Raw genomic sequence first — 12,994 nt, 5'->3', positions numbered from 1 at the left:
GCGCTTAAGAGTGCAGCGCAGCATTCGCGTGCAGATTTAGCCCCGGTGCCTACGTCATATTACGTATGTGTTTTCGCAGTGCAGCACCGGATAGTCCCCTAAGCAACAGTTAATTTTTGCCTTCCGGCCTGTTGTCGAACAAGAAGAGGGGATCACAAGATGAATCTGCGATCATATGTTTCAGGTGCCGTTCTCGGCGCCGTCATGTCGGCCACGGCCGCATTCCACGGGGCAGTCGCTGCCGACGACACGATCAAGGTCGGCGTTCTGCACTCGCTTTCCGGCACCATGGCCATCTCCGAGACGACGCTCAAGGACGCCATGCTGATGCTCATCGACGAGCAGAACAAGAAGGGCGGCCTTCTCGGCAAGAAGCTCGAAGCCGTCGTCGTCGACCCGGCTTCCGACTGGCCGCTGTTTGCCGAAAAGGCACGCGAGCTGATCGAAAAGGACAAGGTCGCGGCCGTCTTCGGTTGCTGGACCTCCTCGTCGCGCAAGTCGGTTCTGCCGGTTTTCGAAGAGCTGAACTCGATCCTGTTCTACCCGGTCCAGTACGAGGGTGAAGAATCCTCGCGCAACATCTTCTACACGGGTGCCGCTCCGAACCAGCAGGCAATCCCGGCCGTCGACTACCTGATGGAGAAGGAAGGCGTGAAGCGCTTCGTTCTCGAAGGCACCGACTACGTCTATCCGCGCACCACCAACAAGATCCTGGAAGCCTACCTCATCTCGAAGGGCATTCCGAAGGAAGACATCATCGTCAACTACACGCCGTTCGGCTTCTCCGACTGGCAGACGGAAGTCTCCAAGATCAAGGAATTCGGCGCCGCCGGCAAGAAGACCGCCGTCGTCTCGACGATCAATGGTGACGCCAACGTTCCGTTCTACAAGGAACTCGGCAACCAGGGCGTCAAGGCAACCGATATCCCCGTCGTCGCCTTCTCTGTCGGCGAAGAAGAGCTTGCCGGTCTCGACACCAAGCCGCTCGTCGGCCACCTCGCTGCCTGGAACTACTTCGAGTCGGTCGAAAGCCCGGCGAACAAGAAGTTCATCAAGGAATGGCACGCCTTCACGAAGAACGACAAGCGCGTGACCAACGACCCGATGGAAGCTGCCTATATCGGCTTCAACGCCTGGGTTAAGGCCGTTCAGGCCGCTGGCACGACCGACACCGACAAGGTTCTCGACACCATCATCGGCGTCTCCGTTCCGAACCTTTCGGGCGGCACCGCAACCGTAATGCCGAACCACCACATCACCAAGCCTGTCCTGATCGGCGAAATCCAGGCCGACGGCCAGTTTGAAATCGTGCAGCAGACGCCTGCCGTCGTCGGTGACGAATGGTCCGACTACCTGCCTGACTCCAAGGACCTGATCTCCGATTGGCGCAAGCCGATGAACTGCGGCAACTTCAACGTTGCGACCGGCAAGTGCGGCGGCAAGGGGTCTTGAGTTAGCCGATCCGATACCTGCCTGATGACTTCCGTCCGGACCCCATCTCCGGGCGGAAGCTCCGTCCCAAACGGTTGCTGCCCAAAAGGCCAACGATAGTCCAGGCGAGAAAGCCGATGTATCGCGCCCTCAAGCTTATCCTTCTTACCCTCTGCCTCGCGGCTCCGATGCTTGCATCGCCGCTGAAGGCCCAGGAAGACATTCATGCCCTGGTCAACGCGCTCGGCGAAGGCGATTTCGACCAGCGCGCCGAAGCCATCAAGGCGCTCGTTGCCTCCAAGGATCCGCATGTCGGCCAGATCCTGCAGCAGCTCAGCGACGGCCAGCTTTATGTGAATTCCGAAGAGGGCGGCCCGGTGCTGCTCCAGGGCGGCACCGAGGACGAGCCGACCTATGCCGATCCTCTCACCGGCGAAGCCGCCGAGGGTATCGACCCCGACTACATGTCCAAGGTGAAGATCAACAATTCCCTGCGCGGCGCGATCGCCAGCGCCATGAGCACACTGACGCTGCTGAGCCCGGATCGTTCCGCGCGGCTTGCAGCCGCTCAAGGGCTGCTGCGGGATGCAGATCCCTCCAATCTCGAGCTTCTGAACTCCGCGCTTGCGGGCGAGAAGGATCCCGAGGTCAAGAACACGATGGAAGCCGCCCGCGCCGTGATGATGCTGAAAAGCGATGTCAGCGCCGAGGACAAGAAGGCCGCCATCGACACGATCGCCGCCCGCGGCGACCGCAACGCGCTGACGATCCTGACGACGGCGATGGAAACCGCACCGGATGATCTGAAGCCCGCCATCCAGTCGGATATCGATGGCATCAAGCGCAACCTGGCGGTCTGGGATGTGGTGCAGAACGTCTGGTACGGGCTGTCGCTCGGCTCCGTTCTGCTGCTCGCCGCCATCGGCCTTGCCATCACCTTCGGCGTCATGGGCGTCATCAACATGGCGCATGGCGAGATGGTGATGATCGGCGCCTACACGACCTATGTCGTGCAGGAATACATCACTGCCAACTTCCCCGAGATGGCCAATTACTCGCTGGCCTTCGCCGTGCCCGCCGCCTTCGTCTTCACCGGCTTCGTCGGCCTGATCATCGAGCGACTCGTCATCCGCTATCTCTATGGCCGGCCGCTGGAAACGCTGCTGGCGACCTGGGGCGTGTCGCTGATCCTGCAGCAGGCAGTGCGCACGATCTTCGGCCCGACCAACCGCGAGGTGCGCAATCCGAGCTGGATGTCGGGCGCTTTCGAGCTCGGCGGCCTGTCGATCACCTGGAACCGCCTGTGGATCATCGTCTTCTCGATGGCCGTGTTCGTGACCCTGCTGATGCTCTTGAAGCGTTCCGCCTTCGGCCTGCAGATGCGCGCCGTCACCCAGAACCGCCGCATGGCCTCCTCGATGGGTATCCGCACCGGCTGGGTCGATGCCTTCACCTTCGCGCTCGGCTCCGGCATTGCCGGCATGGCGGGCGTCGCACTCAGCCAGATCGACAACGTCTCGCCTAACCTCGGCCAGAGCTACATCATCGACAGCTTCATGGTCGTGGTGTTCGGCGGCGTCGGTAATCTCTGGGGCACGCTGGTCGGCGCTCTGTCGCTCGGCGTCGTCAACAAGTTCCTGGAACCCTTCGCCGGCGCCGTGCTCGGCAAGATCCTGGTGCTCGTCCTCATCATCCTCTTCATCCAGAAGCGTCCTCGCGGGCTCTTCGCACTCAAAGGAAGGGCGGTGGAAGCATGATTACGGCCTTCCTTCTCCGGTCTCTCGATCGCAAGATCTCTATTGCGATCGCCATCCTGCTCATGGTCGCCGTCCTCGTTCCGGTTCTCAACCTGATGACCGGCCCCGAGAACCCGCTGCATATCCCGACCTACATCATGGCGCTGTTCGGCAAGTATCTGACCTATGCGCTGCTGGCGCTGGCGCTCGATCTCGTCTGGGGCTTCTGCGGCATTCTCTCGCTCGGTCACGGCGCCTTCTTCGCGCTCGGCGGCTATGCGATGGGCATGTATCTGATGCGCCAGATCGGCTCGCGCGGCGTCTATGGCGATCCTGTTCTGCCCGATTTCATGGTGTTCCTGAACTGGAAGGAGCTGCCCTGGTTCTGGTACGGCTTCGACCAGTTCTGGTTCGCGGCGCTGATGGTTCTCGTCGTGCCCGGCCTGCTTGCCTTCGTCTTCGGCTGGTTCGCCTTCCGCAGCAGAGTCAACGGCGTCTATCTGTCGATCATCACCCAGGCAATGACCTACGCCCTGCTGCTTGCCTTCTTCCGCAACGACATGGGTTTCGGCGGCAATAATGGCATGACCGACTTCAAGGAAATCCTCGGCTTCAACGTTCAGGCCGACGGAACACGCGCCAGCCTGTTTGCCGCGACCGCGATCTTCCTGGCACTGTCGCTGATGATCTCCTCGGCGATCGTGCGCTCCAAGTTCGGCAAGGTGCTGGTCGGCGTGCGCGATGCGGAAAGCCGCACGCGCTTCCTCGGCTACCGCGTCGAGCATTTCAAGCTCTTCACCTTCGTCGTCTCGGCGATGATGGCGGGCATTGCGGGCGCGCTCTACGTGCCGCAGGTTGGCATCATCAATCCCGGCGAATTCGCGCCGGCCAACTCGATCGAAGTCGTCATCTGGACGGCAGTCGGCGGCCGGGCAACGCTGATCGGCCCGATCCTTGGCGCGATCCTCGTCAACGGCGGCAAGACGATCTTCACCGGCCTCTTCCCCGAGTTCTGGCTCTTTGCGCTCGGCGGTCTCTTCGTGCTCGTCACGCTGTTCCTGCCGAAGGGCATCGTCGGCACCATCGCCCAGTATTTCGGCCGTAAGAAGCCGCGGACGGAAGCGACGCCTCCCTCGCTCGAGGATGGCGTCGATGCGAAAATCCAGCCAGCGGAGTGAGGGCCGATGATCCCCGACGTCAAACCCAACAGCGTGCTCTATCTCGACGGCGTGTCGGTTTCCTTCGATGGCTTCAAGGCGCTGAATTCGCTGTCGATCGTCATCGAACCCGGTGAGCTCCGCGCCATCATCGGCCCGAACGGCGCCGGCAAGACGACGATGATGGATATCATCACCGGCAAGACGCGGCCGGACGAGGGTGCCGTCTTCTTCAATGGCCAGACCGATTTGACGAAGCTCGACGAGGCCGACATCGCCCAGCTCGGCATCGGCCGCAAGTTCCAGAAGCCGACGGTGTTCGAAAGCCACACGGTCTGGGACAATCTGGAGCTGGCGCTCAACCGCCGCCGCGGCGTGTTCTCGACGCTGTTCTACCGTCTCTCCGGTGACGACAAGGCACGCATCGAGGAAATCCTCGAGACCGTGCGCCTGACGCACCGCCGCGACGAGCTCGCCGCCAATCTCTCGCATGGGCAGAAGCAATGGCTGGAGATCGGCATGCTGCTCGCCCAGGAGCCGAAGCTGCTGCTCGTCGACGAGCCGGTCGCGGGTATGACCGATGCCGAAACGGCGGAAACTGCGATCCTGCTGAAGGAGATCGCCAAGACCCGCTCGGTGGTCGTCGTCGAACACGACATGGGCTTCATCCGCGACCTCGGCGTCAAGGTGACGTGCCTCGCCGAAGGGTCGGTGCTGGCCGAGGGGTCGATCGATTTCGTCAGTTCCGATCCGAAGGTGATCGAGAACTATCTGGGGCGGTGAGGGATGAGCGAATTGTCTTCGACGGCCAAAACCCCTCCCCAACCCCTCCCCACAAGGGGGAGGGGCTTAACCAAGGCGGCCTCTCCTTGCCAAGCTCTCCCGATCTTCAATGGGGTGATATGTTCTGAGGCGGCTGCGCCGTGTCAGTCCCTCCCCCTTGTGGGGAGGGGTTGGGGAGGGGTCTATGCATCCGCACTTCGCCAGGAGACGGCATTATGCTGACAGTCGAAAACGCAAACCTCCACTACGGCGCCGCCCAGGCGCTACGCGGCATCTCGATCAAGGCCGAGATGGGCAAGATCACCTGCGTGCTCGGCCGCAACGGCGTCGGCAAGAGCTCGCTGCTGCGCGCCGTCACCGGCCAGCATCCGCTGTCTGCCGGCAGCGTCACGTTCAACGAGACGAGGCTCAACGGCCTGCCGCCCTTTGCGCGGGCCAAGCAGGGCATCGGCTATGTGCCGCAGGGGCGGGAGATCTTTCCGCTGCTGACGGTGAAGGAAAATCTGGAGACCGGCTTTGCTCCGCTTGGCCGCCGCGACCGCAACATCCCCGATGACATCTTCAGTCTCTTCCCGGTGCTGAAGTCGATGCTGTCACGTCGCGGCGGCGATCTTTCCGGCGGGCAGCAGCAGCAGCTTGCGATCGGCCGGGCCATGGTGACGCGGCCGAAGATCCTGGTGCTCGACGAGCCGACCGAAGGCATCCAGCCGTCGATCATCAAGGATATCGGCCGGGCGATCCGTTATCTGCGCGATTCCACCGGCATGGCGATCCTGCTGGTCGAGCAGTATCTCGATTTCTGCCGCGAGCTTGCCGATTACGTCTACATCATGGACCGCGGCGAGATCGTCCATGAGGGCTTGGCCGAGACGCTGGATACGCCGGAGGCACGCCGCCATCTGACCGTCTGAGCGGCAAATGCCGCTTTTGCGGGCAATCCTGTCATCAGCGACTAGCCGTCCGGCCGTTGCGGGCGGGATGGGCGGCATGAGAATTGCTTGCTTTCATTTGTTTGGACTTATTGAATGGCGGCGGCCGGTAACCGGCGGCTGTTTGCAGGGGATTGAATGACGAGCGCAGCGGCGACGACCAGACCGCAGAGGGCCGAGGGACGGGGACATCTGGCGGCGAGCATGCTGGATGGCCGCACGCGGCTGCGCGAGTTCTATCAGGAGGGGGCGGCAAAGATCCGCCTGCCTCAGACCTTCGACGCCTCGATGGAGGCCGTCATCATCAACACCGCGGGCGGGCTGACGGGCGGCGACCGGATGAACTGGAGCGTCGCGGCCGGGCCCGGCACCCGCATCGACGTCACCACGCAGGCCTGCGAGAAGATCTACAAGGCATCGGCGGGCACTGCCGAAGTCACCACGCGCATCGAGGCTGGTGCGAGCGCCCGCGTCGACTGGCTGCCGCAGGAAACCATCCTCTTCGACCGCGCCTCGCTTTTCCGCCGCCTCGACGTCGATCTCGACGAGACCGCCGAGTTCCTGGCCGTCGAGGCGATCCTGCTCGGGCGCAAGGCGATGGGCGAGGCGATGGTCACGGGCCTCTTCCGCGACCGCTGGCGCATCCGCCGCTCCGGCCGGTTGATCCATGCGGAGGAGTTGAAGCTCGAGGGCGAGGTATCGGCGCTGACGGCGAAGCAGCCGGTGCTCGGCGGGCAGGTGGCGTTCGCGACGCTTCTCTATGCCGGGCCGCTCGCCGAGAGCTATCTTGCCAGGGCGCGGCCGCTGCTTGAGGGGTACATGGCGGGCGCCAGCGCCTGGAGCGGCAAGCTCGTCATCCGCGCCGCGGCACCCGATGGCTTCGCGCTCAGAAAAATCCTGATCCCGGTCATATCGGCCTTGCGCAACGGCGCCCCGGTGCCGAAAGTCTGGAACCTGTAATTCAGCTGAAATGGAAGAACGATGAACCTCACTCCGAGAGAAAAAGACAAGCTGTTGATTTCCATGGCGGCGATGGTGGCGCAGCGGCGGCTCGATCGCGGCGTCAAGCTCAACTATCCGGAAGCGATCGCGCTGATCAGCGATTTCGTCGTCGAAGGCGCGCGCGACGGCCGCCCGGTCGCCGAGCTGATGGAGGCCGGTGCCCACGTCATCGGTCGTCACCAGGTGATGGAGGGCATCGCCGAGATGATCCACGACGTGCAGGTCGAGGCGACCTTCCCCGATGGCACCAAGCTCGTCACCGTCCACGAACCGATCCGCTGAGCTGCGTGAGGAGAAAGACATGATCCCAGGCGAAATCATTGCCGCGAGCGGCGATATCGAACTCAACGCCGGCGCTCCGACCATCACGATCGATGTGTCGAATACCGGCGACCGGCCGGTGCAGGTCGGCAGCCACTATCATTTCGCCGAGACCAATGGCGGCCTCGCCTTCGAGCGCGAGAAGGCGCAGGGCATGCGCCTCGACATTCCGGCGGGCACTGCCGTGCGTTTCGAGCCGGGCCAGACCCGCTCGGTGACGCTGATCCCGCTCTCGGGCAAGCGCGAAGTCTACGGTTTCCGCCAGCTCGTCATGGGCAAGCTTTAAAACACAAGAAAATAACGGAAAACGGGAGGAAATGATGCGTTTGGTGATTGGCCTGCTGGCGCTCGCGGGCGGCGTGATGATGGCTTCGGGTGCGTTCGCGCAGGAGGAGACCGACTGCAAGAACCCTGAGACGCAGGCGGAAATGACGAGCTGCGAGCAGGATCGATATGGCGAGGCCGACAAGGCGCTGAACGCCCAGTGGAAGGAAACGCGGGCTGCCGCGGCTGCGACCGACGAGGATTTGGACGAGAGCGATCGCGGTGCCGAGAAGGCGCTGCTGACGGCACAGCGCGCCTGGATCTCCTATCGCGATGCGCAATGCGAGGCCGAGGGCTTCCAGGCCCGCGGCGGGTCGATGGAGCCGATGCTGGTCGCCGGCTGCCTCGCCAATATGAGCGACAACCGCACGAAGGAGCTCAAGGCTCTGGCGGATGCAATGGGCGGCAATTGAGGTGGCAAAGAAGGTGATGATCGTCGGCAACGGAGACGTGGGTGAGGAGGGGCGCGCAGCGATCGTCGCCGCCGACTTCGTCATTCGTTTCAACGAATGCCGCTCCTACGCTTCGAGCCCCGGCCGAACCGATGTCGTCGCCGTCTGCAATACCGGCCGTCCCGGCAAGGCGATGACCGGCGATACCGGCTGGCGGACGTTGCCAGGCGTCGTCGAAGCGTCCGAAATCTGGTGCGTGCGCGATCCGGAAAAGTTTGCCGAAATGCGCGGCCCGCTTGCCGTCTCGCATCCCGAGCTCGACGATTTCTGCGACGATTACACGAGTCAGTTCAAAGCCTTCTGCAGGGAAGCTGGCAAACGGCATGTGGTCGTTGAGAAAGTGATTCATGAGGCGGTCGACGAGGCGCTCTCGGTCTATGACCCGGCACCCTACGTCGTGCCGAGCACCGGCCTCATCGCCATCGCCGAAACCTTCCGCCGCTTCCCCGACGCCGAGACCGGTCTTGCCGGCTTCGGCCACGCCGGCTGGGACGGCCACCCCTTCGCCGCCGAACGCCAGCTCGTCGACCGCTACGTCGCCGAAGGGCGGCTCGTTCGTTATGCCGCCGACCAGTCTCATTCTTCCTCCCAAGGAGCCTGACAGATGCCCCACAAGATCTCCCGCGCCGTCTATGCCAGCATGTTCGGACCGACTGTTGGCGACAAGGTGCGGCTTGCCGATACCGAGCTCTTCATCGAGATCGAGAAGGACTTCACCACCTATGGCGAAGAGGTGAAGTTCGGCGGCGGCAAGGTGATCCGGGATGGGATGGGGCAGAGCCAGGTGACGCGCGCCAATGGCGCAGTCGATACCGTCATTACCAATGCGGTGATCGTCGATCACACCGGTATCGTGAAGGCCGATATCGGGCTGAAGGACGGTCGCATCGTCGCGATCGGCAAGGCGGGCAATCCGGATACGCAGCCGGGCGTCAACATCATCGTCGGCCCGGGCACGGAGGCGATTGCGGGCGAGGGCAAGATCGTCACGGCCGGTGGCATGGACAGCCATATCCATTTCATCTGCCCGCAGCAGATCGAGGAAGCGCTGATGTCGGGGCTGACCTGCATGCTGGGCGGCGGCACCGGCCCGGCGCATGGCACTCTGGCGACGACCTGCACGCCGGGACCCTGGCATATCGCCCGGATGATCGAGGCGGCCGATGCCTTCCCGATGAACCTCGCTTTTGCCGGCAAGGGCAATGCCTCGCTGCCCGGCGCGCTGGAGGAAATGGTGCTCGCTGGCGCCACGTCGCTGAAGCTGCATGAGGACTGGGGCACGACGCCCGGCGCCATCGACTGCTGCCTGACGGTTGCCGATCAGTATGACGTGCAGGTGATGATCCACACCGATACGCTGAACGAGAGCGGCTTCGTCGAGGATACGATCGGCGCCATCAGGGGCCGCACCATCCATGCCTTCCATACCGAAGGTGCGGGCGGCGGGCATGCGCCTGACATCATCAAGATTTGCGGGCAGCCGAACGTCATCCCATCGTCCACCAACCCGACGCGGCCCTACACGGTCAATACCATCGCCGAGCATCTCGACATGCTGATGGTCTGCCACCATCTGTCGCCGTCGATCCCCGAGGATATCGCCTTCGCCGAAAGCCGCATCCGCAAGGAGACGATCGCCGCCGAAGACATTCTCCACGATATCGGCGCCTTCTCGATCATCTCGTCGGACAGCCAGGCCATGGGCCGTGTCGGCGAGGTGGCAATCCGCACCTGGCAGACGGCCGACAAGATGAAGCGGCAGCGCGGCCGCCTGAAGGAGGAGACGGGCGAGAACGACAATTTCCGTGTGCGCCGCTACATCGCCAAATACACGATCAACCCGGCGATCGCCCACGGCCTCAGCCACGAGATCGGTTCGGTCGAAGTCGGCAAGCGTGCCGATCTCGTGCTCTGGAACCCGGCCTTCTTCGGCGTGAAGCCTGATATGGTGCTGCTTGGCGGCTCGATTGCGGCGGCACCGATGGGCGATCCGAACGCCTCGATCCCGACCCCGCAGCCGGTGCATTACCGGCCGATGTTCGCCTCCTACGGCAAGAGCCTGACGAACTCGTCGGTCACCTTCGTCTCCCAGGCGGCACTCGATGGCGGCCTCAAGGGCAGGCTCGGCGTGGCCAAGGATCTGCTCGCGGTGAAGAACACCCGCGGCGGAATCTCCAAGGCCTCGATGGTCCATAACAATCTGATGCCGCATATCGAGGTCGATCCCGAGACCTATGAAGTGCGCGCCGATGGCGAGCTTCTCACCTGCGAGCCGGCGACCGTTCTCCCGATGGCACAGCGCTACTTCCTGTTCTGAGCGTCGCCGTCCCGGGGAAGCAATTCGTTAACGCCGATTCTCTGCCCGGTTGTATTTAGCCGGGCAGATTTTTTTGGGTGGATTTGCGGCGGTGCCGACCCATCAAAATTTACTGATATAAATGTCGCATCAAACGCTTAATCAGTTTTTTATCAGTTCCGATTCAAGTTGAGCATTGCTGCAGCCTGCACGCGAAAATGCAAGTTTGTTAAATCGGGCAAATTCGATCAAATCTTAACGATCGACTTAAGACCCCGGCAGCAAATGCATTCTAATCAAATGCCATGGGGTGCCGGGCTGGAGGTCGATTCGGATGAAAAATTGGATGTCGCTCCAGACGGAGATGGGCAATTTTCAGCATCGCGCCACCATCATCAGCTTTGCGCTGAAGATGAGCTTTTCGGCCGTCATCCTCTCGGCGCTGATCATGCTGATCGTGCTGCCGCCGCTCTCCTATCTCGACCTGTTGCCGCTGTCGCTCGCCCATTCGCTGAGCCTCGGCATCGTCTTTGCCTGGATCGTCGGCGGGGCGGCCTGCGGGCTGCTGTCGCTGATCGCAGGTTTCGCGCTGCATCAGCTGACGGTCTCGCGGGCCGAGTTCGAAAAGCTCAGCCGCACCGACATGCTCTCCGGCCTTCTCAACCGGCGCGCCTTCACGGCGGCGCTGGCGGATGCGGATGGCGATGCCTCGCTCGTCATCTTCGACGTCGACCGTTTCAAGGCGATCAACGACCGCTTCGGCCATGCCTGCGGCGATGCGGTGATCATCGCCATCTCGGCGATCCTGACAGCCGCCTTCAATGACGGCTCTGTCGTCGCCCGTCTCGGCGGCGAGGAGTTCGGTGTCATCGTCACCGGCTCGCCGCTGTCGGCCCGGCTGGAACAGGTGGAGCAGGTAAAGATGCAGATCGCCCAGCAGCCGATCATCGCCGATGGCTGCAGCATCGCCATCACCATTTCCGCCGGCATTGCCGATCTGGAGACGGGGCGCAGCAAGGAGGCCGTCTATGCCTCGGCGGACAAGGCGCTCTATCTGGCAAAGGCGCTCGGCCGCAATCGCGTCATCCATGAGAGCGAGGGGCTGCATCATGCCTGGCACAGCCGCCTCGTCGAAAGCGGGCTCGGCGTGCAGGGCGATGCCGCCGATCACGACGAGCCGCAGCGCGCCTACGGCATTTAGCCACTGCGCGGATCCGCATTGGCGCTTGCGCCTCCTTCCGCTATTTTGCATGGTCGAAGTCCCATTGAAACGGACATGCCCATGCAACGCGTTACATCCTATCTCCCCGCCGGTACGCCGTCCTCCCACCCGATCGAGCAGGTGAAGCTGCCGCACGATCTGCGCCATCTCAGGCGCAAGCTGCTGCATCTGGAAAGCGGCGGCATGGTGATGCTCGACCTCAAGGACCCGGTGCTGTTTGCCAATGGCGATCTCCTGGTGCGCGATGACGGCGAGCTGATCGAGATCCTGGCGGCCGACGAGAAGCTGTTCGAAGTGCGCGGCAAGGACCGGGTGCATCTGACCGAGCTTGCCTGGCATCTCGGCAACCGGCATCTGGCGGCGCAGATCGAGGAAGACCGCATCCTGATCCTGCGCGACCATGTGATCCGCACCATGCTGCAGGGCCTCGGCGCCCTGGTGCTCGATGTCAACGAGCCCTTCCAGCCGGCGCGCGGCGCCTATCATGGCCATGGACATGATCATCACGCTCATGACCACCACGATCACGGCCATGACCACAAGCATGAGCATGGCCACGACCACGATCATGACCACCATGATCACGACCGCAAGCATGGTGACGGGCACCATCACTCTCACGACTGAGCGGCGATGACGGAAGCGGATGATCTCCAGGCGCTGCTACGCCTGATGGCGTGGCTGTCGCCGGCCTTCCCGGTCGGTTCCTTTGCCTATTCGGGCGGTCTGGAGCGCGCGGTTCAAGATGGCCTCGTCACCGATGCTGCGGGGCTGGAAACCTGGATCTCGACGCTGCTGACGCATGGCAGCGTCTGGAACGATGCCGTGATCTTCTCCGCCGCCTGGCGCGGGCAGGGCGATACCGCTGCGATCGGCGATCTCGCCGCACTTGCCGAAGCGCTCGCCGGGTCGCGGGAACGGCATCAGGAAACGATGCTGCTCGGCGATGCCTTCCTCACCGCGGCGCGGGCCTGGCCTGATCCTGTCTTCGAGCGGCTACCGCAGCAGGCGGCCTATCCGGTTGCTGTCGGCGCGGTCGCGGGCGCCCATCAGGTTCCGCTCGACAAGGCGCTCGCCGCCTTCCTGCATGCCTATGTCTCGCAGGCCGTGTCCGCCGGCATCCGCCTCGGCGTTGCCGGCCAGAAGGATGGGGTCGGCGCGCTGGCGAAGCTCGAGCCGCTGATTGCCGGGACCGCCCGGAAGGCGTCGGCGGCGACAACCGACGATCTCGGCTCGGCCGCCGTCCAGGCCGATATCTCGACGCTGCGGCACGAGACCCAGAGCACCAGACTTTTCCGCTCGTAAGGCCGGCATCTGCGTCATTTGCCGGTGGCAGGCGTC

At 63.1% G+C, this 12,994-nt stretch carries 14 protein-coding genes; all 14 read left to right on the top strand.

Features of this window, described 5'->3' with window-relative positions:
• Positions 1-159 precede the first annotated feature (159 nt).
• The 14 genes from urtA (at position 160) to ACQZ5H_RS28040 (ending at position 12,958) form a co-directional block, all read left to right on the top strand.
• Complete coding sequence (gene urtA, locus ACQZ5H_RS28105) at positions 160-1,452, top strand: urea ABC transporter substrate-binding protein (protein WP_112711422.1); 1,293 nt, start codon at positions 160-162, stop codon at positions 1,450-1,452.
• A 116-nt stretch (positions 1,453-1,568) separates the two neighbouring features.
• Positions 1,569-3,188, top strand: coding sequence for an urea ABC transporter permease subunit UrtB (gene urtB, locus ACQZ5H_RS28100; protein WP_449099635.1), 1,620 nt, complete (start codon positions 1,569-1,571; stop codon positions 3,186-3,188).
• A complete protein-coding gene (urtC, locus tag ACQZ5H_RS28095) occupies positions 3,185-4,345 on the top strand; it encodes an urea ABC transporter permease subunit UrtC (RefSeq protein WP_449099634.1) in 1,161 nt (386 codons plus the stop codon). The genes urtB and urtC overlap by 4 nt, the downstream gene beginning before the upstream one ends.
• 6 nt (positions 4,346-4,351) lie before the next feature.
• Positions 4,352-5,107: an urea ABC transporter ATP-binding protein UrtD gene (gene urtD, locus ACQZ5H_RS28090; protein ID WP_130283965.1), complete on the top strand. Its 756-nt coding sequence runs from the start codon at positions 4,352-4,354 to the stop codon at positions 5,105-5,107.
• Positions 5,108-5,322: 215 nt separating this feature from the next.
• Complete coding sequence (urtE, locus tag ACQZ5H_RS28085) at positions 5,323-6,018, top strand: urea ABC transporter ATP-binding subunit UrtE (RefSeq protein WP_413710084.1); 696 nt, start codon at positions 5,323-5,325, stop codon at positions 6,016-6,018.
• 156 nt (positions 6,019-6,174) lie between these two features.
• Entirely contained in the window at positions 6,175-6,996 is an 822-nt protein-coding gene (locus ACQZ5H_RS28080) for an urease accessory protein UreD (RefSeq protein WP_449099633.1), read from the top strand.
• Between the two features lie 21 nt (positions 6,997-7,017).
• On the top strand, positions 7,018-7,320 hold the full coding sequence (locus ACQZ5H_RS28075; protein ID WP_112711417.1) for an urease subunit gamma: 303 nt from the start codon (positions 7,018-7,020) through the stop codon (positions 7,318-7,320).
• 19 nt (positions 7,321-7,339) lie between these two features.
• Complete coding sequence (locus ACQZ5H_RS28070; RefSeq protein ID WP_130283959.1) at positions 7,340-7,645, top strand: urease subunit beta; 306 nt, start codon at positions 7,340-7,342, stop codon at positions 7,643-7,645.
• A 34-nt stretch (positions 7,646-7,679) separates the two neighbouring features.
• Positions 7,680-8,096: a lysozyme inhibitor LprI family protein gene (locus ACQZ5H_RS28065; protein ID WP_112711469.1), complete on the top strand. Its 417-nt coding sequence runs from the start codon at positions 7,680-7,682 to the stop codon at positions 8,094-8,096.
• Positions 8,097-8,112: 16 nt separating this feature from the next.
• Positions 8,113-8,736 carry a Urease operon accessory protein gene (locus tag ACQZ5H_RS28060; RefSeq protein ID WP_449099680.1) on the top strand — a complete coding sequence of 208 codons (624 nt, stop codon included), beginning with the start codon at positions 8,113-8,115 and terminating at the stop codon, positions 8,734-8,736.
• Positions 8,737-8,739: 3 nt separating this feature from the next.
• On the top strand, positions 8,740-10,452 hold the full coding sequence (gene ureC, locus ACQZ5H_RS28055; protein ID WP_449099632.1) for an urease subunit alpha: 1,713 nt from the start codon (positions 8,740-8,742) through the stop codon (positions 10,450-10,452).
• Between the two features lie 313 nt (positions 10,453-10,765).
• A complete protein-coding gene (locus ACQZ5H_RS28050) occupies positions 10,766-11,632 on the top strand; it encodes a GGDEF domain-containing protein (RefSeq protein WP_112711414.1) in 867 nt (288 codons plus the stop codon).
• Between the two features lie 81 nt (positions 11,633-11,713).
• Positions 11,714-12,280 carry an urease accessory protein UreE gene (ureE, locus tag ACQZ5H_RS28045; RefSeq protein WP_449099631.1) on the top strand — a complete coding sequence of 189 codons (567 nt, stop codon included), beginning with the start codon at positions 11,714-11,716 and terminating at the stop codon, positions 12,278-12,280.
• 6 nt (positions 12,281-12,286) lie between these two features.
• Entirely contained in the window at positions 12,287-12,958 is a 672-nt protein-coding gene (locus ACQZ5H_RS28040; RefSeq protein ID WP_449099630.1) for an urease accessory protein UreF, read from the top strand.
• Positions 12,959-12,994 lie beyond the last annotated feature (36 nt).

Source organism: Rhizobium sp. 21-4511-3d (assembly GCF_053522545.1).
This window is presented reverse-complemented; position numbering and strand designations above follow the sequence as displayed.

Coding starts and splice junctions, on each gene's coding strand:
- ACQZ5H_RS28070 (WP_130283959.1), top strand. CDS start 7,340: ATGATCCCAGGCGAAATCATTGCCGCGAGCGGCGATATCGAACTCAAC.
- ACQZ5H_RS28065 (WP_112711469.1), top strand. CDS start 7,680: ATGCGTTTGGTGATTGGCCTGCTGGCGCTCGCGGGCGGCGTGATGATG.
- urtC (WP_449099634.1), top strand. CDS start 3,185: ATGATTACGGCCTTCCTTCTCCGGTCTCTCGATCGCAAGATCTCTATT.
- urtA (WP_112711422.1), top strand. CDS start 160: ATGAATCTGCGATCATATGTTTCAGGTGCCGTTCTCGGCGCCGTCATG.
- urtD (WP_130283965.1), top strand. CDS start 4,352: ATGATCCCCGACGTCAAACCCAACAGCGTGCTCTATCTCGACGGCGTG.
- ACQZ5H_RS28075 (WP_112711417.1), top strand. CDS start 7,018: ATGAACCTCACTCCGAGAGAAAAAGACAAGCTGTTGATTTCCATGGCG.
- ACQZ5H_RS28050 (WP_112711414.1), top strand. CDS start 10,766: ATGAAAAATTGGATGTCGCTCCAGACGGAGATGGGCAATTTTCAGCAT.
- ACQZ5H_RS28080 (WP_449099633.1), top strand. CDS start 6,175: ATGACGAGCGCAGCGGCGACGACCAGACCGCAGAGGGCCGAGGGACGG.
- urtB (WP_449099635.1), top strand. CDS start 1,569: ATGTATCGCGCCCTCAAGCTTATCCTTCTTACCCTCTGCCTCGCGGCT.
- urtE (WP_413710084.1), top strand. CDS start 5,323: ATGCTGACAGTCGAAAACGCAAACCTCCACTACGGCGCCGCCCAGGCG.
- ureC (WP_449099632.1), top strand. CDS start 8,740: ATGCCCCACAAGATCTCCCGCGCCGTCTATGCCAGCATGTTCGGACCG.
- ACQZ5H_RS28040 (WP_449099630.1), top strand. CDS start 12,287: ATGACGGAAGCGGATGATCTCCAGGCGCTGCTACGCCTGATGGCGTGG.
- ACQZ5H_RS28060 (WP_449099680.1), top strand. CDS start 8,113: ATGATCGTCGGCAACGGAGACGTGGGTGAGGAGGGGCGCGCAGCGATC.
- ureE (WP_449099631.1), top strand. CDS start 11,714: ATGCAACGCGTTACATCCTATCTCCCCGCCGGTACGCCGTCCTCCCAC.